18 protein-coding genes are annotated in these 21,153 nt (G+C 73.7%); 5 read left to right on the top strand and 13 right to left on the bottom strand.

Features of this window, described 5'->3' with window-relative positions; genetic code table 11:
• Positions 1-1,014 (top strand): RecB family exonuclease, encoded by a 1,014-nt coding sequence (locus J2S46_RS32470; protein ID WP_191288088.1) that lies wholly within the window; start codon positions 1-3, stop codon positions 1,012-1,014.
• The gene (locus J2S46_RS32465) at positions 1,015-1,686 is read left to right on the top strand and encodes a response regulator (RefSeq protein WP_073921596.1); all 672 of its coding nucleotides are present in this window, start codon (positions 1,015-1,017) and stop codon (positions 1,684-1,686) included.
• A gap of 223 nt (positions 1,687-1,909) precedes the next feature.
• On the opposite strand, the gene J2S46_RS32460 is transcribed toward J2S46_RS32465, so the two are convergent.
• The 3 genes from J2S46_RS32460 to metH all read right to left on the bottom strand — a co-directional run bounded on the left by J2S46_RS32460 (position 1,910) and on the right by metH (position 8,568).
• Positions 1,910-3,520, bottom strand: a complete 1,611-nt coding sequence (locus J2S46_RS32460; RefSeq protein WP_191288087.1) for an ABC transporter substrate-binding protein — start codon at positions 3,518-3,520, stop codon at positions 1,910-1,912.
• Positions 3,521-4,166: 646 nt separating this feature from the next.
• The gene (locus tag J2S46_RS32455) at positions 4,167-4,871 is read right to left on the bottom strand and encodes an HAD family hydrolase (protein WP_191288086.1); all 705 of its coding nucleotides are present in this window, start codon (positions 4,869-4,871) and stop codon (positions 4,167-4,169) included.
• A gap of 193 nt (positions 4,872-5,064) precedes the next feature.
• Positions 5,065-8,568 carry a methionine synthase gene (metH, locus tag J2S46_RS32450; RefSeq protein WP_191288085.1) on the bottom strand — a complete coding sequence of 1,168 codons (3,504 nt, stop codon included), beginning with the start codon at positions 8,566-8,568 and terminating at the stop codon, positions 5,065-5,067.
• A 142-nt stretch (positions 8,569-8,710) separates the two neighbouring features.
• On the opposite strand from metH, the gene J2S46_RS32445 reads away from it, so the two are divergent.
• Positions 8,711-9,778: a glycoside hydrolase family 18 protein gene (locus tag J2S46_RS32445; RefSeq protein WP_229912030.1), complete on the top strand. Its 1,068-nt coding sequence runs from the start codon at positions 8,711-8,713 to the stop codon at positions 9,776-9,778.
• Between the two features lie 43 nt (positions 9,779-9,821).
• Here J2S46_RS32445 and J2S46_RS32440 read toward each other — a convergent pair whose 3' ends face one another.
• The 4 genes from J2S46_RS32440 to J2S46_RS32425 all read right to left on the bottom strand — a co-directional run bounded on the left by J2S46_RS32440 (position 9,822) and on the right by J2S46_RS32425 (position 12,715).
• Entirely contained in the window at positions 9,822-10,391 is a 570-nt protein-coding gene (locus J2S46_RS32440; RefSeq protein ID WP_191288084.1) for a TetR/AcrR family transcriptional regulator, read from the bottom strand.
• The gene (locus tag J2S46_RS32435; RefSeq protein WP_073921839.1) at positions 10,388-10,750 is read right to left on the bottom strand and encodes a DUF1304 domain-containing protein; all 363 of its coding nucleotides are present in this window, start codon (positions 10,748-10,750) and stop codon (positions 10,388-10,390) included. The genes J2S46_RS32440 and J2S46_RS32435 overlap by 4 nt, the downstream gene beginning before the upstream one ends.
• 107 nt (positions 10,751-10,857) lie before the next feature.
• Positions 10,858-11,373, bottom strand: coding sequence for an SRPBCC family protein (locus tag J2S46_RS32430; RefSeq protein WP_191288083.1), 516 nt, complete (start codon positions 11,371-11,373; stop codon positions 10,858-10,860).
• A gap of 328 nt (positions 11,374-11,701) precedes the next feature.
• Positions 11,702-12,715, bottom strand: a complete 1,014-nt coding sequence (locus tag J2S46_RS32425) for a LacI family DNA-binding transcriptional regulator (RefSeq protein ID WP_191288082.1) — start codon at positions 12,713-12,715, stop codon at positions 11,702-11,704.
• Between the two features lie 333 nt (positions 12,716-13,048).
• Between J2S46_RS32425 and J2S46_RS32420 the strand changes: the two genes are divergently transcribed.
• Positions 13,049-14,014, top strand: a complete 966-nt coding sequence (locus J2S46_RS32420) for a PAC2 family protein (protein ID WP_190212373.1) — start codon at positions 13,049-13,051, stop codon at positions 14,012-14,014.
• 93 nt (positions 14,015-14,107) lie between these two features.
• Here J2S46_RS32420 and mshC read toward each other — a convergent pair whose 3' ends face one another.
• From mshC to J2S46_RS32390, 6 genes are all read right to left on the bottom strand, one after another.
• Entirely contained in the window at positions 14,108-15,337 is a 1,230-nt protein-coding gene (mshC, locus tag J2S46_RS32415; RefSeq protein ID WP_191288081.1) for a cysteine--1-D-myo-inosityl 2-amino-2-deoxy-alpha-D-glucopyranoside ligase, read from the bottom strand.
• A 205-nt stretch (positions 15,338-15,542) separates the two neighbouring features.
• Positions 15,543-16,469: a dioxygenase family protein gene (locus J2S46_RS32410; protein ID WP_191288080.1), complete on the bottom strand. Its 927-nt coding sequence runs from the start codon at positions 16,467-16,469 to the stop codon at positions 15,543-15,545.
• A gap of 164 nt (positions 16,470-16,633) precedes the next feature.
• Complete coding sequence (locus J2S46_RS32405) at positions 16,634-17,578, bottom strand: helix-turn-helix domain-containing protein (protein WP_370882271.1); 945 nt, start codon at positions 17,576-17,578, stop codon at positions 16,634-16,636.
• Positions 17,579-17,637: 59 nt separating this feature from the next.
• Entirely contained in the window at positions 17,638-18,435 is a 798-nt protein-coding gene (locus J2S46_RS32400; protein ID WP_370882337.1) for an SCO1664 family protein, read from the bottom strand.
• Positions 18,436-18,530: 95 nt separating this feature from the next.
• Positions 18,531-19,112 (bottom strand): DUF3090 domain-containing protein, encoded by a 582-nt coding sequence (locus J2S46_RS32395; protein WP_191288078.1) that lies wholly within the window; start codon positions 19,110-19,112, stop codon positions 18,531-18,533.
• Positions 19,113-19,272: 160 nt separating this feature from the next.
• Complete coding sequence (locus J2S46_RS32390) at positions 19,273-19,971, bottom strand: histidine phosphatase family protein (protein ID WP_073921608.1); 699 nt, start codon at positions 19,969-19,971, stop codon at positions 19,273-19,275.
• A 188-nt stretch (positions 19,972-20,159) separates the two neighbouring features.
• On the opposite strand from J2S46_RS32390, the gene corA reads away from it, so the two are divergent.
• Positions 20,160-21,149: a magnesium/cobalt transporter CorA gene (gene corA, locus J2S46_RS32385; protein ID WP_191288077.1), complete on the top strand. Its 990-nt coding sequence runs from the start codon at positions 20,160-20,162 to the stop codon at positions 21,147-21,149.
• Positions 21,150-21,153: the final 4 nt, after the last annotated feature.

Here is a 21,153-nt window from a genome sequence, read left to right as displayed (position 1 = left end):
ATGCACCAGACCGACCACGGCCCGACCGTCGAGGCGCCGGCCCGCCGGGCCGCGCCCCCGACCGGGCTGTCCCCGTCGCGTGCGGGGGACTTCCTGACCTGTCCGCTGCTCTACCGGCTCCGGGTGATCGACAAGCTGCCCGAGCCGCCGAGCCCGGCCGCCACCCGGGGCACCCTCGTCCACGCCGTCCTGGAACGGCTCTTCGACAGCCCCGCCGCGGAGCGGACCCACGAGCGCGCGCTCGGCCTGCTGCGCCCGCAGTGGGAGCGGCTGCTGGGCGAGCGCCCCGAGCTGGCCGGCCTGTTCGGCGGCGCCGAGGGCGGCGCCGCCGAGCCGGACGGCGCCGCGCTGACCCGCTGGCTGGCCGACGCCGAGAAGCTGATCGGCCAGTGGTTCCGGCTGGAGGACCCGACCCGGCTGCACCCCGTCGAGCGCGAGCTGTACGTGGAGACCGCGCTGGAGTCGGGCCTGCTGCTGCGCGGCTACATCGACCGGGTGGACGTCGCGCCGACCGGTGAGGTGCGGCTGGTCGACTACAAGACCGGCCGGGCGCCCTCGCGGGACTTCGAGGGCAAGGCCATGTTCCAGATGAAGTTCTACGCCCTGGTGGTGTGGCGCTGGAAGGGCGTGATCCCCAAGCGCCTGCAGCTGGTCTACCTGGGCGGGGGCGGCGACGTGGTGTCGTACGACCCGGACGAGGCGGACCTGCGCGCGGTGGAGCGCAAGCTCATGGCGCTCTGGGAAACCATCTCGCAGGCGGTGGCCACGGGCGAGTTCCCGGCCACCAGGAACCGGCTCTGCGACTGGTGCGACCACAAGGCGAGCTGCCCGGAGTTCGGCGGCACTCCCCCGCCGTACCCGCTCCCGCTGGCCGGACCGCCGGCGGCGGGCGTGCCGGCCGGTGGCGTGCCGGCCGCGCGGGACGGCTCCGCGCCCGCCACCCGATCCGACGAGGACGACCCCGCCGCCGTGGCGCCGCAGGGGTCGGACGAGCACCTGAGCAAGGAGTCCTAGGTGACGATCCGAGTGCTGCTGGTCGACGACCAGCCACTGCTCCGCACCGGCTTCCGGATGATCCTGGAGGCCGAGTCCGACCTGGTAGTGGTCGGCGAGGCCGGCGACGGCCAGCAGGCGCTGGACCAGGTCCGGGCGCTGCAGCCCGACGTGGTGCTGATGGACATCCGGATGCCCCGGATGGACGGCGTGGAGGCCACCCGCCGGATCGCCGGCCCCGGCCGCGACGGCCCGGCCAAGGTCCTCGTGCTGACCACCTTCGACCTGGACGAGTACGTGGTCGAGGCGCTGCGGGCGGGGGCCAGCGGCTTCCTGCTCAAGGACGTCCCGGCCGAGGAGCTGGTGCAGGCGATCCGGGTGGTCGCCGACGGCGCCGCGATGCTCGCCCCGAGCATCACCCGCCGACTGCTGGACATGTACGCCACCAAGCTCCCGTCCGGGGACGAGGCGCCGCCGCAGGCCCTCACCGCGCTGACGGAGCGTGAGCTGGAGGTGCTCCGGCTGGTCGCCCGCGGCCTGTCGAACGCCGAGATCGCGGCCGAACTCTTCGTCAGCGAGACCACGGTCAAGACCCATGTCGGCCATGTGCTGACCAAGCTTCAGCTGCGCGACCGGGTGCAGGCGGCGGTGTACGCCTACGAGAGCGGGCTGGTGCGCCCTGGCGCGCTGTAGGAACGCGATCGGGCGGCGGGGCCGGGCACCGACGGGTGCCCGGCCTTCCGCGTCGGGCCGGGCGGGGCGCGTCCGACCGACCGTGCGTCCCTTGCGTCCGTGTGTCAGGCCGACCGTGCGTCAGGCCCGCGGGCGGGGCCGGCCCCGGACATGAGGGTGGCCCGGCCGCCCCCTTGCACCAGGAGGGGCGGACGGGCCACCGGTCTGCGGGGACGCGGCCCTGCTACTTGCTGCGGCCGATCTCCCAGAACCGGAACACGCCGGTGGTGTCGACCGTGGACTCCACACCCGTGATGTTGGAGCGGAAGGCGTAGAAGGACTTCGCCTGGAAGATCGGGATCAGCGGGACGCCCTCGGCGGTGATGTTCTGCATCTGCGCGAAGACGGCGCCGGCGGCGGCCCGGTCGACCTGCTTGAGGCTCTCCGGCAGCAGCTTGTCACTGATCCGGGGATCGTTCCAGCCGGTGTGGTAGGCGCCGCCGTCGACGACCAGCGGGGCGACGAAGTTGTCCGGGTCCGGGTAGTCGGCCGTCCAGCCGATCGTGTAGGCCTGGTAGCTGCCGGCCTTCCAGCCCTTCTTGAACTTCTCCCAGTCGGCCTCCTGCGTGACCGTCACCTGGAAGAGGCCGCTCGCCTCCAGCTGCTTCTTCATCTCGGCGGCCTCGGCGCCCTCGGCCCGCGCCCTGGACCAGGTGAGGCTCAGCTTGACCGGCAGGGCCACCTTGGCCGCGGTCAGGATCTGCTTGGCCTTCGCCACGTCCGGGTCGCCGTACTTGTCGAAGAAGGCGGTGTTGTGGCCGGCCACCCCGGCGGGGACCACCGAGTAGAGCGGCTGGACGGTGCGGGCGTAGACGTCACGGGCCAGCACCTTGCGGTCCAGCAGCTGGGCCACGGCCTGGCGCACCGCGGGGTTGCCGGTGACGGCGTCCTTGGTGTTGAAAGCCAGGTAGCGGGTCTCGGAGCTGTCGCCGTCGGCGACCTGGACCGCCGTCTTGCCGGCCTGCTGGTCCGCCAGGTACTGGGCGCCCGCGCCCGGGTCGAGGCTGTTGTCGGTGAGGTCGACCTCGCCGGTGTCCAGGGCGGTCTTGAGGTCCGAGCCCTTGAGGAAGTACCGCAGGGTGAACTTCTTGTTCCGCAGCTTCTCGTCGCCGCTGAACTGGTCGTTGGCGACCAGGGTGACCTTGCCGGGCACCTTGGTGCCGCCGTCCGAGGCCATCGTCTCCAGGCTGTCGATCTTGTACGGGCCGGAGCCGACCAGCTTGTCGTTGGGCAGCAGCTTGTCGGCCGGGAAGACCTGGTGGTCGACGATCGCGCCGGCCGAGCTGGCCAGCTTGGCCGGCAGCACCGCGTCCGGCTGGGTGAGCTGGAAGGTCACCTCGGTGTCGCCCTTGGCCTCCACCGACTTGATGGAGTCGAGCAGCGAGGACGGACCGTTGTCGTCCTTGATCTTCTTCATCCGCTCGATGGAGAAGACCACGTCCTGGGCGGTCAGCGGGTGGCCGTTGGAGAACTTCAGGCCGGTCCGCAGGGTGCAGTGGTAGGTGGTGGCGTCGGCCCCGGTGAACTCACAGGACTGCGCGGCGTCCGGGCTCGGCGCGGAGCTGCCGGCGGGGAACTTCAGCAGCGACTGGAAGGTGTTGTGCAGCAGCAGCCAGGAGCCGTTGTCGTAGGCACCGGCCGGGTCCAGCACGTTGGTGACGCTCGTGGTGCCCATCACGATCGCCCCGCCCGGGTCCGAACCCGTGACGGCCTTGGTGACGGAGCCGCAGCCCGCGACGGTGGTGGCGACCAGTCCGGCACAGGTGAGCGCTGCCAGTCGTTGAGCTGAAGTCATGCGGGTGGCGTCCTTCTCGGTGCGGCCGGCGGTGTGTGCCGGTGGCCTCCGCGCTGCCGCTCCCGATCGGGAGTGCGCCGGTGCGGCCGGGTGCCGCGCGCCCACGGGCCCGACGGGGTTGCCCGTCTTCGGTGGTGGCGCGCGACATGAGGGTGTGGGGCGACAGCGGTCGTCCGGCCGGGATGGTTGTCCGGCTGGGGGCGACCGCCGAGGGGAATCGATCGGAAGTAGCGTGCCACATCGGCCGGGGATCGCCCCCACTCGTGCGGGCCCTGATCGAACTCCCGTCCGGCCGGCAGCGGCGTCCGAACCGACGAGTTGTCAGGCAATGCCCGATTTCTCCCCGGCTGACGAGCGCGTCCCGCCGGCCGGCCCGAGTTACCGGTCGGTACCAGGAGTTGACAATGAGACGACAATCACATCGGAACCGTCAGATCGGGACAGCCGCGCCCCGTCGGTCGTACCGGCGCGGCCGGCCGGCGCGGGTCCGTCCGGCCCGTCCCGCGACAGGTCCGGCCAGGCCCGCACGGACACCGCGCGGACACGCCCGAAGACCCCACGGCCGCCCACCCGGGCAGGCCGGCGGAGCAGCCGGCCCCGCCCGTCACACCTCCGGACGGCCACCGGCATCCGCCGACCCCACGGCTCAGACCCGCGAGGCCACCAGCGAGCGCAGCAGCTCCAGATCGACCTGCTCCAGCGAGGGCAGCACCAGCCGGCCGGGAGCCGGCTCGATCGCCGCCACCGACGGCACCGCGATCACCGGGCAGCCGGCCGCCTCGGCGGAACGCACCCCGGTCGGGGCGTCCTCCACCACCACGCAGCGGGCCGGCTCGGCGCCGAAGCGGCGGACCGCCTCCAGGTACGGGTCCGGGTGCGGCTTGGTGCGCGGCACCTCGTCCCCCGCGAGCGAGAAGGCGAAGTGGTGGGCGCCGAGGGTGGCCAGCACGATGTCGATGATGTGCCGGTGCGAGGCCGACACCAGGGCCGCAGGGACGCCGTGCGCGGCCAGCGTGTTGAGCAGCCGTTCGGCGCCCGGCATCAGCGGCACCCCGCCGCCCAGCAGGTCCACGAACCGCTGGTTGATCAGCGTGGTGAGGTCGGCCGGCGCGAGGTCGACGCCGGTGCTGGAGATCAGGTAGTCGATCACCCGGCTCATCGGGCCGCCGACCACGTGGGCCCGGTCGTTCTCGTCCAGCGCGTAGCCCAGTTCGGCGAAGAGCGAGACCTCCGCCTGCCACCAGAAGTCCTCGGTGTCGACCAGCGTCCCGTCCATGTCCAGCAGCACCGCCTGGAGGCCTTGCCCGTTGCCGTGGTCGAGGGTGCGGGCGGCGGTGGAGATGGTCGTCATGGTGGGAGTCCTTCCGTTCGCGCACACCCGGATCTGCCTCCGGGGATGGCACAGGCCGGCCCGCTGGTGAGCGGACCGGCCCGTTCAGGATGATCCAGGATACGCCGCCCGCGCCGAAATGCGGCGAACGCTGTGCGACATCCGGGCTACCGCGCGTTGAAGGGCCGCGGCGGCCGGCGCCGGGCTCCGCGGGTCAGCGCGCGTTGAAGTACTTCGCCTCCGGGTGGTGGATGACGATCGCGTCGGTGGACTGCTCCGGGTGGAGCTGGAACTCCTCGGAGAGCACCACGCCGATCCGCTCCGGCTTCAGCAGCTCGGCGATCTTGGCACGGTCCTCCAGCTCCGGGCAGGCCCCGTAGCCGAGCGAGAACCGCGCGCCCCGGTACTTCAGCGCGAACATGTCCTTGACGTCCTGCGGGTCCTCGCCGGAGAAGCCCAGCTCGAAGCGGACCCGGGCGTGCCAGAACTCGGCGAGCGCCTCGGCCAGCTGCACCGACAGGCCGTGCAGCTCCAGGTAGTCGCGGTAGGCGTCCGCCTTGAACAGCTCGTTGGCGGCCTCCGAGATCCGGTTGCCCATGGTGACCACCTGCAGGCCCAGCACGTCCTTCTCGCCGGACTCCTCCGGGCGGAAGAAGTCCGCCAGGCAGAGCCGGCGCCCGCGCCGCTGGCGCGGGAAGGTGAACCGGGTGTGCTCGCTGCCGTCCTCGTTGTAGACCAGCAGGTCGTCGCCCTTGGACGCGGCCGGGTAGTAGCCGTAGACCACGGCCGCCTCCAGCCAGCCCTCGGTCTGCAGCCGGTCCAGCCACATCCGCAGCCGCGGCCGGCCCTCGGTCTCCACCAGCTCCTCGTACGAGGGGCCCTCGCCGCTGCGCGCGGCCTTGAGGCCCCACTGGCCCTTGAACAGCGCGTCCTCGTCCAGCCAGGAGGCGTAGTCCGCGAACGGGATGCCCTTGACGATCCGGTCGCCCCAGAACGGCGGCTCGGGCACCCGGTTGTCGACCGCGACGTCGGAGCGGATCTGGCCGAGGTTCTCCTCGGGCTCCTCCAGCACCTCGACCCGGGCGTGCCGGCGCTGCTTCAGCTCCGGCAGGGTCGCGCCGGGCACGCCGCGCTTGACCGCGATCAGCGCGTCCATCAGCCGCAGGCCCTCGAAGGCGTCCCGGGCGTAGCGGACCTCGCCCTCGTAGATCTCGTGCAGGTCCTGCTCGACGTAGGCCCGGGTCAGGGCGGCCCCGCCGAGGATCACCGGGAACTGGGCCGAGAGGCCCCGCTGGTTCAGCTCCTGGAGGTTCTCCTTCATGATCACGGTGGACTTCACCAGCAGGCCGGACATCCCGATCACGTCGGCCCGGTGCTCCTGCGCGGCGTCCAGGATCGCCGAGACGGGCTGCTTGATGCCCAGGTTCACGACCGTGTAGCCGTTGTTCGACAGGATGATGTCGACCAGGTTCTTGCCGATGTCGTGGACGTCACCCTTGACGGTGGCCAGCACGATGGTGCCCTTGCCCTCGTCGTCGGACTTCTCCATGTGCGGCTCCAGGTGGGCGACGGCGGTCTTCATGACCTCCGCCGACTGGAGCACGAACGGCAGCTGCATCTGGCCGGAGCCGAACAGCTCGCCGACCACCTTCATGCCGGCCAGCAGGGTGCTGTTGACGATCTCCAGCGCGGGGCGCTCGGTCAGCGCCTCGTCGAGGTCCGCCTCCAGGCCCTTGCGCTCGCCGTCGACGATCCGTCGCTGCAGGCGCTCCTCCAGCGGCAGGGCCGCCAGCTCCTCGGCCTTCGACGCGGCGCTGGAGGCCGCCGAGACGCCCTCGAACAGCTCCAGCAGGCGCTGCAGCGGGTCGTAGCCCTCGGACCTGCGGTCGTAGACCAGGTCGAGGGCGACCTTGCGCTGCTCCTCGGGGATCCGGGCCATCGGCAGGATCTTGGAGGCGTGCACGATCGCCGAGTCCAGGCCGGCCTCGACGCACTCGTTCAGGAAGACCGAGTTGATCACCTGGCGGGCGGCCGGGGAGAGGCCGAAGGAGATGTTGGACAGGCCCAGGGTGGTCTGCACGGCCGGGTGGCGGCGCTTCAGCTCGCGGATCGCCTCGATGGTCTCGATGCCGTCCCGGCGGGACTCCTCCTGCCCGGTGCCGAGGGTGAAGGCCAGGCAGTCGACCAGGATGTCGTGCTCGGCGACGCCGTACTCGCGGCCCAGCTGCTCGATCAGCCGCTCGGCGATCGCGACCTTCTTCTCGGCGGTGCGGGCCTGGCCCTCCTCGTCGATGGTCAGCGCGACCAGGCCGGCGCCGTGCTCCCGGGCCAGCGCGGCGACCTTGCCGAAGCGGGTGTCCGGGCCGTCGCCGTCCTCGTAGTTCACCGAGTTCAGCAGGGCGCGGCCGCCCAGCATCTCCAGACCGGCCCGGAGCACGTCGGTCTCGGTGGAGTCCAGCACGATCGGCAGGGTGGAGGCGGTGGCCAGCCGGCCGGCGATCTCCTTCATGTCGGCGACGCCGTCGCGGCCGACGTAGTCGACGCAGAGGTCCAGCAGGTGGGAGCCGTCCCGGATCTGCTCACGGGCGATCTCCACGCAGGCCTGCCAGTCGCCGGCCAGCATCGAATCGCGGAACTTCTTGGAGCCGTTGGCGTTGGTCCGCTCGCCGATCGCCAGGTAGGAGGTGTCCTGGCGGAACGGCACCGACTGGTAGAGCGAGGAGGCGGACGGCTCGGGCTGCGGGTCGCGCGGGGCGATCTCCCGGCCGCGCACCCGCTCGACCACCTGGCGCAGGTGCTCGGGGGTGGTGCCGCAGCAGCCGCCGACCAGCGAGAGGCCGTACTCGCGGGTGAAGGTGTCGTGGGCGTCGGCCAGCTCGGCCGGGGACAGCGGGTAGTGCGCGCCGTCCTTCCCCAGCACCGGGAGGCCGGCGTTCGGCATGCAGGACAGGCCGATCCGGGCGTTCTTCGCCAGGTAGCGCAGGTGCTCGCTCATCTCGGCGGGGCCGGTGGCGCAGTTCAGGCCGATGTAGTCCACGCCCAGCGGCTCCAGCGCGGTGAGCGCGGCGCCGATCTCCGAGCCGAGCAGCATGGTGCCGGTGGTCTCCACCGTGACCTGGACGATCAGCGGCAGGTCCAGGCCGGCGTCGGCCAGCGCCTGCTTGCTGCCGAGAATGGCGGCCTTGGTCTGCAGCAGGTCCTGGCTGGTCTCCACCAGGAGCGCGTCGGCGCCGCCCGCGATCAGGCCGGCCGCGTTCAGCCGGAAGCCGTCCCGCACCGTCGCGTAGGGGATGTGGCCGAGGGTGGGCAGCTTGGTGCCCGGGCCGATCGAACCGAGCACCCACCGGGTGCGTCCGTCCTGGTAGGAGTCGGCCACCTCGCGCGCGATCCGGGCACCCGCCTCGGACAGCTCGAAGATCCGCTCGGGAATGTCGTACTCACCCAGGGCCGAGAGGTTGGCGCCGAACGTGTTGGTCTCCACGCAGTCCACGCCCACCGCGAAGTACGCCTCGTGGACGGAGCGCACGATGTCGGGGCGGGTGATGTTGAGGACTTCGTTGCAGCCCTCCAGGTCCTGGAAGTCCTCCAGCGTCGGGTCCTGCGCCTGGAGCATGGTGCCCATCGCGCCGTCCGCCACCACGACCCGGGTGGCGAGGGCTTCACGCAGCGCGCTCGCGCGCTCCTGCTGGACGGTGGACGGGGTGGCTGCAGTGGCCATGGGGCTTCTCCCTGGGTGCGACGGCTGTCGGCTTTGCGCTCCCCGCGGTCGGGGAGGGCACCTCGCCAGGGTATCCGTCCGGGCCTTCGGACCGGCGAACCGTTTCGTATCCTGAGCGTTCGATCAAGACGGGGGAACAGAAATGAAGTCGTTCGGCGTACGTCTCCGGCGCGCGGCGGGGGCCGCGCGCAGCCGCTGGCGGGGGCTGTCACGAGCGCGCCGGATCCTGCTCTGCGCACTGGTGGCCCTTGCCGTACCGGTGCTCCCGGTGGGCTCGGCGGCCCTCGCGCTGCGGCTGCAGTACGCGGGCGACCCCGCCGAGGAGGCCCGCACCCGGGGCCGGGACGCGGTCTGGCTCGGGCACGCCTGGGTGGACGGCCGGAAGAGTGACGCCGACGTGGCCGCGCTGGGTCGGCAGCTGGCCGGCACCGGCATCCGCGACCTCTACGTGCACACCGGTCCGCTGGAGCACGACGGGAGCCTGCCGCCCGCGCTGTACCCCCGGGCCGCCTGGCTGGTCGGGGCCGTCCACCGGACGCTGCCGGGCGTTCGGGTGCAGTCCTGGCTGGGTGACGTGGTGAAGCCGGAGAAGGCCGGGCTCGACCTGGAGGACGCCCCCTCCCGGGACCGGGTCACCGCCGCCGCCGGGCAGGTGCTGGACGCCGGCTTCGACGGCGTGCACTTCGACATGGAGCCGATCCGCCCCGAGTCGGCCGGCTGGCTGGCCCTGCTCGACCAGGTGCGGGGCGTCACGGCGGCGCGCGGCGCCGCGCTCTCGGTGGCCGCCCCGCAGATCGACCCGCTGCCCGGCCTGCACGTGCTGACCACCGGCCTGACCGGCCACGGCAAGTGGTGGTCGCAGGCGTACTTCGCCGAGACCGCCCGCCGGGTCGACCAGATCGCGGTGATGTCCTACGACACCGGCCTGCCGGTGGAGTCGCTGTACGGCGGGTACGTCGCGCAGCAGACCGTACTGGCCCTGGAGGTCACCCCGCCGGAGGTGGACCTGCTGATGGGCCTGCCGTTCTTCTGGGAGGACAAGCCGGGCCACTACGGCTCGGCCGAGACGGTGACGGCCGCCGTCCGCGGTGCCCGGCTCGGCCTCGGGCGGGAGGCGCCCGGCCGGCAGAACTTCGGCCTGGCGCTGTACGTGGACTTCGCGGCCACCCCCGAGCACTGGTCGGCGTACCGGCGCGGCTGGACCGACTGACCGGGCCCGGCCCGGCGCGGGGGCCGGGGCGACCGGCCACCGTTCAGCGCACCGCGCGGTGCAGCGCGATCAGCAGCCGCCAGACCTCGGCCGCGACGGCCTCGGGCGTCCCCTCGACGCTCCCGTGCAGCCAGTCGGCGAGCGCACCGGTGAAGGCGCCGGCGACGGCCGAGGCCACCAGGGCGGCCTGCGGGGCGCCGGCCAGCTCGCGTTCGCTGCGGCTGCGCTCCCGCAGCTCCCGGTTGAGCAGGTCGCCGAGCGGACCGCTGCCGCCGGGCAGGAGAAGTCCGCGGTAGAGGTCCGCGTGCCGGGCCGCGTCGGCGAGGAACACGGCGAGCGCGGGCGGCGGCGCGGCCGGGTCGGGCAGGCCGCGCCAGGCGTGCAGGGCGTCCACCGCCTGCCGGACGACCTCGGCGCAGGCGTCCACCGCGAGCGCCTGGAGGTCCTCGTAGTGCAGGTAGTAGGTGGCCCGGCCGAGCCCCGCCCGGCGGACCACCGCGGAGACGCTGACCTCGGCGAGCGGGCGTCCGGCGCACTCGGCGAGCAGGGCCTGGCGCAGTTTCTCCCGGGTGCGGGCGGCACGCGGGTCGGCCGGCGGGCGGGGCTCGGTCATCCGGCGACCAGGACGGCGGTCAACGCGATCGCGCCGGGCAGGGCCTGCGCGAAGAGGATCCGCCGGTTGGCGGTGGCGGCGCCGTAGAGGCCCGCGACGACGACGCAGCTCAGGAAGAACACCTGCACACGGTAGCCGGTGGGGTCCGCGGCGATCAGGCCCCAGACCAGGCCGGCGGCGAGGAAGCCGTTGTAGAGGCCCTGGTTGGCGGCCAGCGGCGCGGTGGCCCGGGCCATGTCGGCGTCGAAGCCGGAGAGTTCGCGGCCGGGCCGGCGCTCCCAGAGGAACATCTCCAGCACCAGGATCCAGCCATGGAGCGCGGCCACCAGGCCGACCAGCACGTTCGCGGTGGTCTGCACGACCACTCACCGCCTTCCGGAACAGCTTCGGGGTGCCCTGATGGACACCTGTCCATAGTTTATGGACAGGTGTCCATGAAAGCCACCGGCCGCCGGGTGTTTCCGGATCACGCCCCCGGGGCCTCCTCCGCCAGATGCGCCCCCAGTGCGGTGAGATAGCGCTCCAGCTGGGCCGTGTACCCGGTCACGAAGCGCGCGACGACGCGGAACAGCGGACTGCGGATCTCGCCGCGCTCGACGACGGTCAGGGTGCAGCCGCCCGGCCAGGGGGTGATCTCGTACGTCCAGCTGCCGCCGAACGGGAGGCGGGGGTCGGCGATCGCGGTGACCAGTCGCAGCGGCGGGGTGGCGTCCACCAGCTCGTAGGCGACGTCGCCGTGGCTCTCGTACTCGCGCCAGCGGATCCGGCCCCGCTCGTCCGGGAGGCGCTCCACCCGGATCAGGCCCGGCCGCCAGCGGGGGTAGCGGTCGATGTCGACGAGGGCGTCCCAGACCGCCTCGGGCGGCCGGTACACCTCCAGCGACCTGCGGGCCGTGTGCTTCAGCGGCAGGCAGCGGCCGAGCGCGAAGAGGCCCGCGCCCGTCGCGGCCACCGCACCAAGGGCGATCAGCGGCCTTCTCATCGGCCCGGCTCCTCGTCTGCCGTCCGGCCCCCTGCCTCCATCATCGCGCCGGGGCCGGCCGCGGGGGCGCCGGCGCGGGGCGCCCGGGGCCGGGAGGGCGCGGGGCGGGGACCGGTCCGGCAGACTCCCGCACGATCACTACCGGATCACGCAACCCGCCGATGCCCGGCTGCCCGATCGCGCACACGCGAAGGAGGGCGGGTGCGACCGCACCCGCCCTCCGCCACCGTCCGATCACCGTCCGCCCGCGCGGGTCACGCCCCGCGCGGGCGCGGCGCGCCGCCACCGCGGCACGCTCCGACCGCGGCGGCTCCGGTCGCGGTGTCGCTCAGGCCCGGACCCGGGCCGGCGCCGTGGAGCCGCGCACCACCAGCTCGGGCTCGAAGAGCAGCTCGTCATGGGTGACCTTGACGCCCGCGATCTCCCCCGCCAGCAGCTCGACGGCGGCCCGCCCCATCGCCTCGATCGGCTGGCGGACGGTGGTCAGCGGCGGGTCGGTGCAGGTCATGAACGCGGAGTCGTCGTAGCCGATCACCGACACGTCGTCCGGCACCGAGAGGCCCGCCCGGCGCACCGCGCGGACGGCGCCGAGCGCCAGCGGGTCGCTCGCGCAGACGATGCCGGTGACGTCCTGGCGCAGCAGTCGGGTGGTCGCGGCCTGGCCGCCCTCCAGGCTGAACAGGGCGCGCTCGACCAGCTCGTCCGGCAGCTCCAGGCCGGCCCGCTCGGCGGCGGCCCGGGCGGCGGCCAGCTTGCGCCGGGACGGCATGTGGTCGGCCGGGCCGAGCACCATGCCGATCCGCCGGTGGCCGAGCTGCTTGAGGTGGCCGATGGCCTGTTCGACCGCCACCGCGTCGTCGCAGGAGACCCGGGGGAAGTCCAGGTCGTCGATGGCCGCGTTCAGCAGCACGGTGGGCAGGCTGCGCTCGGCGAGCCGGTCGTAGTGCTCGTGCGGGGCGTCCTGCTGGGCGTAGAGGCCGCCGAAGAAGACCACGCCGGAGACGTGCTGCTCCAGCAGCAGGTCGACGTAGTCGGCCTCGGAGACGCCGCCGGCCGTCTGGGTGCAGAGCACGGGCGTGAAGCCCTGGCCGGCGAGCGCGCCGCCGACCACCTCGGCGAAGGCCGGGAAGATCGGGTTCTGCAGCTCGGGGAGCACCAGTCCGACCAGCCGGGCCCGCTCGCCGCGGAGCTGGGTGGGCCGCTCGTAGCCCAGGACGTCGAGCGCCGTCAGCACCGCGGCCCTGGTCGCCTCCGAGACGCCGGGCTTCTCGTTCAGCACACGGCTGACCGTGGCTTCGCTCACCCCGACCTTCTGGGCCACCTGAGCAAGTCGTCGTGTCATGCTTGCGAGTATACGACGAAAAGCGCAATTTCCTTGCGAAAATTTGCAAACCCCGGCTCGGCCTCGAACAGCCGGCCGCCCCCGGCCGTCCGGGCGCGGAGCTGGCCGGATATCCGTTGGATCGACGCCCGCCGGTCCCGCAAACTGACCCCACCGGCCTGCCGTCCGGCACCTGCCGCGCGCATCAAAGCCCGTAGGCTGGGCAGGTAGGGACCATGGGGCGAGCGGCCCCATGGGTGGAGAGGTTCAACAGTCGGCAGCCGGCCAACGGCGCCCTTGCAGGCCCGGGAGGGCCGGGCGCACGGCCGCCGGCCGACCGGAGGGAGACGCTGGGTGATCGAGCTGGAAGATGTTCCCGAGTTGATCGACCCGGTGATGGTGTGCGCCTTCGAGGGCTGGAACGACGCCGGTGACGCCGCCTCGGCGGCCGTGGCGCATCTGGACGAGACCTGGAGCGGGAAGGTGTTCGCCGCCCTGGACGCGGAGGACTACTACGACTTCCAGGTGAACCGGCCGACCGTCTGGCTGGACGGCGGGGTCCGCCGGATCACCTGGCCGACCACCCGGCTCTCGGTCGTCCGGGTCACCGAGCCGAGGACCAGGGACCTGGTCCTCGTCCGCGGCATCGAACCCAGCATGCGCTGGCGCTCGTACTGCAACGAGCTGCTCGGCTTCGCCCACGAGCTGGGCGTGGAGCTGGTGGTGATCCTGGGCGCGCTGCTCGGCGACACCCCGCACAGCCGCCCGGTGCCCGTCAGCGGAGTCACCTCCGACCCCGACCTGGCCCGCACCCTCGACCTGGAGGAGAGCCGCTACGAGGGCCCGACCGGGATCGTCGGCGTGCTCCAGGAGGCCTGCACGCACGCCGGGGTGCCGGCCGTGACGCTCTGGGCGGCCGTGCCGCACTACGTCGCGCAGCCGCCGAACCCCAAGGCCACCCTGGCGCTGCTCAACAAGCTGGAGGACCTGCTCGACCTGCGGATCCCGCCGGGCGAGCTCGGCGAGGACTCCCGCGCCTGGCAGCTCGGGGTGGACCAGCTGGCCGCCGAGGACAGCGAGGTGGCCGAGTACGTCCAGCAGCTGGAGGAGGCCCAGGACACCGCCGAGCTCCCCGAGGCGTCGGGCGACGCGATCGCCCGCGAGTTCGAGCGCTACCTGCGCCGCCGGGAGAACCTCGGCCCGACCGGTGAGAAGCCGGTCGCCGGGCACGCCACCGCCGAGCGGCCGGCGGAGCCGGAGACCGGTGCCACCGACACCAAGACCGGCGAGGACGGGCCCGAGGCGGGCACCGAGGAATGAGCCGCGGACCGCGGCGCCGGACCATGCCGAAGGGGCGTCAGGAGATCTCCTGACGCCCCTTCGGCATGTCGCCGGGGCGGGGCCCCGGTCCCGCTACAGCGCGACGCCGAGCAGGGCGTCGACGGTGCGCGAGACCAGGCCCGGGGCGGTGATGTCGTCGCCGCCGTCGGCCTCCTGACGCTCGGCCCAGCGGTCCACCGCGGCCAGCGCGGTGGGTGTGTCCAGGTCCTCGGCGAGCGCCGCCCGCACCTCGGCGAGCAGGCCCTCGGCCGACGGGCCGTCGGGGCGGGAGACGGCGGCGCGCCAGCGCGCCAGCCGCTCCAGGGCCTCGTCCAGGGTGGCCTTGGTCCACTCCCAGTCGGAGCGGTAGTGGTGGCCGAGCAGGGCCAGCCGGATCGCCGCCGGGTCCACGCCCTCACGGCGCAGGGTGGAGACGAAGACCAGGTTCCCGCGGGACTTGGACATCTTGTGCCCGTCCAGGGCGACCATGCCCGCGTGCACGTACGCCTGGGCGTAGGGGTGCTCGCCGGTGGCCACCTGGGCGTGCGCGGCACCCATCTCGTGGTGCGGGAAGGACAGGTCGCTGCCGCCGCCCTGGATGTCGAAGGACATCCCGAGGTACCTCAGGGCGATCGCCACGCACTCGATGTGCCAGCCGGGCCGGCCGTGGCCGAGCTCGGTGTCCCAGGCGGGCTCGCCGGGCCGGGCCGCGAGCCACAGCAGGGCGTCCAGCGGGTGCTTCTTGCCCGGGCGCTCAGGGTCCCCGCCGCGCTCGGCGAAGACCGGCCGCATCTCGTCCCGGGTGAGCCCGGAGACCTCGCCGAAGCGCGGGTCCGACTCGACCGAGAAGTAGATGTCGCCGTCCAGGTCGTACGCGGCGCCGCTCGCCAGCAGCTTCTTCACCAGCGGCACGATCCACGGGATCGACTCGACGGCGCCGATGTAGTGGGCCGGCGGCAGCATCCGCAGCGCCGTCATGTCCTCGCGGAACAGGGCGGTCTCCCGCTCGGCGAGGGCCACCCAGTCCATGCCGGTCTCGACGGCGCGGACCAGCAGCGGGTCGTCCACGTCGGTGACGTTCTGGACGTAGAGGACGTCGTGGCCGGCGTCCTTCCAGACGCGCTGCACCAGGTCGAAGGTGTTGTAGGTGGCGGCGTGGCCCATGTGGGTCGCGTCGTAGGGGGTGATGCCGCAGACGTAGATCCGGGCGGTGCCGTCCTGCGGCACGACCTCCCGGATACAGCCCGCGGCGGTGTCGTGGATACGCAGGGGGAGCCCCTGACCGGGCAGGGCGGGAACCTCGGAGGCGGGCCAGGCATGCATGGACACGACTCTAACCTTGCGATCATTTGAAAGCCTAACCAGTGCGCAAGATCGGCCGGAATCCGTTCGCGGACCGACCGGCCTCCCGCGCCGGGGCCCGGCGGCGGCCCGGCCGGCAGGCTGTGGGGCACCTGCCGGAGGCCGCCGCCGGGCGGTCATGCGGGACGGGGCGGGCCGCCGGCGGCGCCGGCCCGCCCGGGCGGTGTCAGGACCGCTGCCAGAGCGCCGGGACGTTCGGCGGCTCCCAGCCGGTCATGGCGGTGTGCCCCTGGAGGCAGCGGTAGGTGACCCCGCCGTAGGTGACCCGGTCGCCGGCGGCGTAGGTGGTGCCCGCCCGCCAACTGCCGGACGGCTGGGCGGTGGGGCTCTGGGTGGGCCGGGGCGAGGCGCTGGTGGGGGTGACGGTGGGGGTGGCGCTCGGGCTGCCCGAGGGGGACGGCGTCTGCGGCACGTCCAGCACGAAGTCGAAGCTGCCGAGCCTGCCCGAGCCGACCTGCTGCACGGTCATCAGCAGCGCCGGGTCGTAGATGGTGTCGGTGCTGTTGCGCGGCTCCCCGGGGAAGTAGAGCTGGGTGGTGAGGATCGGCCGGCCCGGTGCCTGGACCTTCACGTGGATGTGCCTGGTGCGGCCCGGGTAGAGGCCGGGGACGATGGTGGTCAGGCTGAACGCGCCCTGGGCGTCGGTGAACTGGTGGCCGCGGAAGGTGAACCCGACGTTGTCGTAGGTCCCGTTCACGTCGGCCTGCCAGAAGTCGAGCAGGGCGCCGGCGATGGGCAGGCAGGCCCGGCCGAAGACGTACCCGCTCACGGTCAGCGGCGTGCCCGGGGTGCCCGCGGTCACCAGCGAGGTGCGCAGCGGCGAGTTCGGCTTGAAGTACGGGCCCTCGGTCTGCTCGATGGTGGGGTGGTCGCCGTCGTCGCACTCGGGGGTGAGGTCGAGCGCTCCGCCGCCGGGGCCGAGGTCCCGGGCGAGGGCGGCGCCGCCGCCGAGCAGCAGTGGGGTGGCGCCGGCCAGCACGGCGGCCTTCAGGACGGTCTTGCGGCTGATCCGGCGGTCGGCCGGGCCCGGCTGGGCGGGGGTCGCGGCCCCCGTCACGGTGTCTCGGGGGTCGCGGGCGTCTGTGGGGGACATGCACCGACTCCTTCGGGTGGTGGGATGGTGTGTCGCGCCTTACGGCATGCGCATGACAGGCAAGGAGCCCGGTGGTGGCCCTGGCCGCACGGCACACCCCGCGGGCCTCACGGCGCCGCGCGGTGGCACCACGGCCGGGCCGCGGTGGGGAGCTGCAGCCAAACCTACGGGCGCGCCGGCGGGGCGGCGATGGACGCGATCCGGGGATCGTGGTGCTTTTCTGCGCCGCCGGACCGGAACTCCCCCGGCGTCACCCCGGTCTCCCGCCGGAAGAACCGGCAGAAGTACGCCGGGTCCGCGAAGCCCCCCTGCTGGGCGATCTGGCGAACCGTCAGATCGGTGTTCAGCAGCAGCCGTTTCGCCTCCAGGGCCTGCCGGCCCCGGATCAGCTGGCCGGGCGTGCGGCCGGTGGCCTCCTTGACCAGGCTGTGCAGATGCCCGACCGAGACGCCCAACTCCCCCGCGTACCAAGCCACCTGTCGCTCCACCGGGCCCTCGGTCGCGATCAGCCGGGTGAACCGGGACGCCAACTCGGCCGCCCGGCCCGCCGCCTGCGGAGCCCCCGGGGTCAGCGCCCGGGCCGCCCGCACCACCAGGATGTGCAGGTAGGCACGCAGCACCCCGGCGCAGCCCGGCAGCGCCGCGCGGTACTCGCGCTCCAGTTCGGCGAAGAGCGCGGCAAGGCCCTCGGCCTCCGCCCCCAGGTGCAGCCACGGGCTGCCGGCCAGCCGCCGGAGCGCGGCGGCGTCCTCCGGATGGTCGAGGAAGTCCTCGTTGAACAGTGCGACGAAGCCGCTGAGCTCCTCGGCGCCGTCCCAGTGGTGCACCTGGCCGGGTGTGATCACGCACAGGTGCGGGGGCCGCAGCGGCCAGTGCGCGAGGTCCAGCACGTGCGCGCCGCGGCCGCCGGTGACGTACACCATCTCGTAGAAGGAGTGCCGGTGCGGGAAGGCGGCGCGGGAGAGCGGCCCGATGGTGTCGAAGGAGCCGATGGCGAAGGGGAGGACGTGCGGGGCCGGCACCTCCAGGTCGTGCCGGGGCACGGCCTCCTGCGGCCGGCGGCCCGCCGGCTCCCGCCGGCCGGCCCGGCCGGTTCCTGGACGATCCACCGGTGCAGTCTGGGCCCTGCGCGGCCCGCCGTCCAGGGTACGGGCGGCGGGCGGGGAGGCTAGATCGGCGGCCAGGGGATGGAGGGCCAGTCCTCGGACGGCAGCGGGTGCCGCGCACTGCGGATCAGCGCGGCCGTCCGGTCGGCGGCGGCGGCGATCTCGGCCCGGGTGAGGTGCGGGGCCAGGCGCTCGCCGAGGGCGCCGTCGAGGTCCGCGGCGAGGCGGCCGAGGACCTCCAGCGCCTCCGTCGGCAGCGGGGTGCCGGCCCAGCCCCAGAGCAGGGTCCGCAGCTTGCCCGGCACGGCGAAGGTGACCCCGTGGTCGATGCCGTAGACCCGGCCGTCGGCGGCGGGGATCAGGTGGCCGCCCTTGCGGTCGGCGTTGTTGAGCACCGCGTCCAGCACCGCGAGCCGGCGCAGCCGGGCGTCGTCGGGGTGCACCAGCAGGGCGGTGCGGCCCCCACCGACGTCGGCCCGGACGATCGGCAGCCAGCCGTCCTCCGGGCCCGCCGGGTCCTGCAGCGCGAGCAGCGGCGCGGCGCCCGGGTCCGGCTCGACCCAGAGCTGCACCATGCCGGGGCCGTGCGGGCCCTCGCGCAGCAGGGTCGGCGGGATCAGCGCCCAGCCGGCGGCGGCGGACACCTCGTACGCGGCGACCTCGCGCCCGGCCAGCGTGCCGTCCGGGAAGTCCCAGAGCGGGCGCTCGCCGGCGACCGGCTTGTAGACGCACTGGGCGGTGACGCCGTCCAGGGTCACCGAGCAGTAGAGGGCGGCGTTCGAGGCGTCGGTCAGCCGGCCGTGCAGGGTGAGCGCACCCTCGCGCAGCAGCCGCAGGGCGGCCGGGGCGTCCGCGGCCAGCGCGGCGCCGGCCACCGGGTCCGCCTCGGGGACGGCCGACTGCGCGGCCCCTGGCTCCGACACGGCTTCCTCCTGGTCCGCCGGCGCGTCCGCGTTCAGCGCCGGTAGCCGTTCGCGCGGGGGCACAGGTGGCCCTCGGGGTCGAGCGGCAGGTTGCAGAACGGGCAGGGCTTGCGCCCGGCGGCGACCAGGTCGAGCGCCCGCTTGGCGAACACCCGGGCCATCGCGCCGCTGAGTCGCACCCGCAGCATGTCGGGGCCGTTCTCTTCGTCCTCGAAGACCTGCTCGGCGCCGTCCTCCTCGCCCTCGGCCTCGGCCTCGCCCTCGACCACCGCCTGCGCCTCGACCACCAGGCAGGAGTCGACGCTGTCCCAGGCCAGGGCCATCGTGCCGACCCGGAACTCCTGCTCCAGCGGGAGGTCCAGCGGGGCGGTGTCGATCAGGTCCACGGGGGCCCGGGCCGGGATGGCGGCGTCGCCGCCGCTGCGCCGCAGGGCCTCGTCGAGGACCTCCTCGATCCGCTCGGCGAGCGCCGCGACCTGGGTCTTCTCCAGCAGCACGCTGGTGATCCGGCCGCGGGCACTGGCCTGCAGGTAGAACGCCCGGGCGCCGGGCTGGCCGACGGTACCGGCCACGAACCGTTCGGGCTGGTCGTAGAAGAAGACCTGACGGGACACGCTCTCGCTCCGGATCGTTCTGTCGTCGTCGTGCGGGAGGCCGGCACCGGGTGGTACTGGCCGCGGTACCGCCGGGCCGTCGTGCGAACGGGGCCCGAGTGTCACCCTACGGCCTGGGCGCCGGGCCCGGGGCGGGAGCCCGCGGCCGGGCGGGCCCGGGTCAGCTCGCGCCGGTGTCGCCGCCGACCACGGCGTCGCCCGCCGGGGCGTCCGCCCGGCCGGGCCGGGGGCCCAGCGAGGAGAGGTCACCGGTGTCGCCCATCCGCAACAGGAACGGGCGCTGCGGGGTGTAGCGGATCGCGGTGACCGAGCAGGGTTCGACGTTGATCCGCTGGAAGTGGTCCAGGTGCAGGCCGAGCGCGTCGGCGACCACCGCCTTGATGACGTCGCCGTGCGAGCAGGCGATCCAGACCGCGTCGTCACCGTGCTCGACGGCGACCTTCTCGTTCCACTCGCGGACGGCCGTGACCGTCCGGTGGCTGAGTTCGCGCAGCGACTCCCCGCCGGGGAAGGCGGCGGCCGCGGCGTGGTCCTGCACGGTGCGCCAGAGCGGTTCGGTGGCCAGCTCGGCGAGCGGGCGGCCGGTCCACTCGCCGTAGTGGCACTCGCCGAGCCGCTCGTCCAGGGCCGGGCGGGACAGTCCGGGGCGGCCGGCGAGCAGCGGCTCCAGGGTCTGCCGGCAGCGCTCCAGCGGGCTGCTGACGGCCTGCGCGATGGGGACGCCGGTCAGGCGCCCGGCCAGCGCGGCGGCCTGGACCCGGCCGGTGTCGTCGAGTTCCACGCCGGGGGTCCAACCGGCCAGGATTCCGGCCGTGTTCGCGGTGGAGCGGCCGTGGCGGACGAGCAGCAGGGTGGGCATGGGGCCAAGCGTACGGCCTGGCCCCGGCGGCCCGGCACAGGGTGCCGGTCCGCCCGCCGGGGCGGTGACGGGGCGACGGCCGGGCGGGGCCCCGGGCCGGCGGCGGGCGGGCGGCGTCGCGCCGGTGCTGTGACGACGCGGTGAGCTTTCGGCGGACCGGATACCGGCGCGCCCCCGTCGGCGCGACAATGTCCCGCATGATCGTCGATTGCGCCACCTACCGCGACGGGCACCGCGTCCAGGGCCCGGAGGACTACTCCGACGCCCTGGCGGCCGCCCGGGCGGCCGGTGACAGCTTCCTCTGGATAGGGCTGTACGAGCCGACCACGGCCGAGCTGGACCTGGTCAGCGAGGAGTTCGGGCTGCACCCGCTGGCCGTCGAGGACGCCGTCAGCGCCCACCAGCGGCCCAAGCTGGAGGCCTACCAGGACTCGCTCTTCATGGCGCTCAAGACGGTCGGCCACCGGGACGGCACCCAGGCGGTCAGCACCGGCGAGATCATGATCTTCGTCGGCGACGCCTTCGTGATGACCGTGCGGCACGGCACGGACAGCCCCCTGCGGGAGCTGCGGGCCCAGTTGGAGAAGCAGCCGGAGATCCTGCGGCACGGCCCGGGCGCCGTGCTGCACTCGGTCTGCGACACGGTGGTGGACGGCTACCTGGACGTCCTGGTCGCCCTGGAGGGCGAGCTGGACGAGCTGGAGGCGGACGTGTTCGCCCCCGGGCGCCCGTCCGGCGGCGCGGCGGAGCGGATCTACGGCTACAAGCGCCAGCTGGTGACCATGCGGCGGGCCACCGGCCCGCTGCAGGAGCCGCTGCTGCGCCTGGGCCGGGGCGGCGAGCCCTTCGTGACGGCCGAGGCGCTGCCGTACCTGCGGGACGTCGCGGACCACCTGTCCCGCGCGAACGACCAGGTGGACGGCATGGACCGGCTGCTCACCGACATCCTGAGCGCCAACCTGGCGCAGGTCAGCGTCCAGCAGAACAGCGACATGCGGAAGATCTCCGCCTGGGCGGCGCTGGCCGCCGTGCCGACCCTGATCGCCGGCGTGTACGGGATGAACTTCGAGCACATGCCGGAGCTGCACCAGCGCTGGGGCTACCCCGGGGTGCTGCTGCTGATGGCGGTGACCTGCGTGGTGCTGCACCGGGTCTTCAAGCGCAGCGGCTGGCTCTGAGGGC

The organism is Kitasatospora herbaricolor, from assembly GCF_030813695.1.
In the GTDB taxonomy this organism is placed as follows: Bacteria; Actinomycetota; Actinomycetes; order Streptomycetales; family Streptomycetaceae; genus Kitasatospora; species Kitasatospora herbaricolor.
Note: the sequence above shows the minus strand (reverse complement) of the source record. Positions and strands in the feature narration are given on the sequence as shown.

Bases quoted from the DNA above. Each gene is read 5' to 3' on its own strand.
- J2S46_RS32470 (WP_191288088.1), top strand. From the start codon at position 1: ATGCACCAGACCGACCACGGCCCGACCGTCGAGGCGCCGGCCCGCCGG.
- J2S46_RS32460 (WP_191288087.1), bottom strand. From the start codon at position 3,520: ATGACTTCAGCTCAACGACTGGCAGCGCTCACCTGTGCCGGACTGGTC.
- J2S46_RS32455 (WP_191288086.1), bottom strand. From the start codon at position 4,871: ATGACGACCATCTCCACCGCCGCCCGCACCCTCGACCACGGCAACGGG.
- metH (WP_191288085.1), bottom strand. From the start codon at position 8,568: ATGGCCACTGCAGCCACCCCGTCCACCGTCCAGCAGGAGCGCGCGAGC.
- J2S46_RS32445 (WP_229912030.1), top strand. From the start codon at position 8,711: ATGAAGTCGTTCGGCGTACGTCTCCGGCGCGCGGCGGGGGCCGCGCGC.
- J2S46_RS32440 (WP_191288084.1), bottom strand. From the start codon at position 10,391: ATGACCGAGCCCCGCCCGCCGGCCGACCCGCGTGCCGCCCGCACCCGG.
- J2S46_RS32430 (WP_191288083.1), bottom strand. From the start codon at position 11,373: ATGAGAAGGCCGCTGATCGCCCTTGGTGCGGTGGCCGCGACGGGCGCG.
- J2S46_RS32425 (WP_191288082.1), bottom strand. From the start codon at position 12,715: ATGACACGACGACTTGCTCAGGTGGCCCAGAAGGTCGGGGTGAGCGAA.
- mshC (WP_191288081.1), bottom strand. From the start codon at position 15,337: ATGCATGCCTGGCCCGCCTCCGAGGTTCCCGCCCTGCCCGGTCAGGGG.
- J2S46_RS32410 (WP_191288080.1), bottom strand. From the start codon at position 16,469: ATGTCCCCCACAGACGCCCGCGACCCCCGAGACACCGTGACGGGGGCC.
- J2S46_RS32390 (WP_073921608.1), bottom strand. From the start codon at position 19,971: ATGCCCACCCTGCTGCTCGTCCGCCACGGCCGCTCCACCGCGAACACG.
- corA (WP_191288077.1), top strand. From the start codon at position 20,160: ATGTCCCGCATGATCGTCGATTGCGCCACCTACCGCGACGGGCACCGC.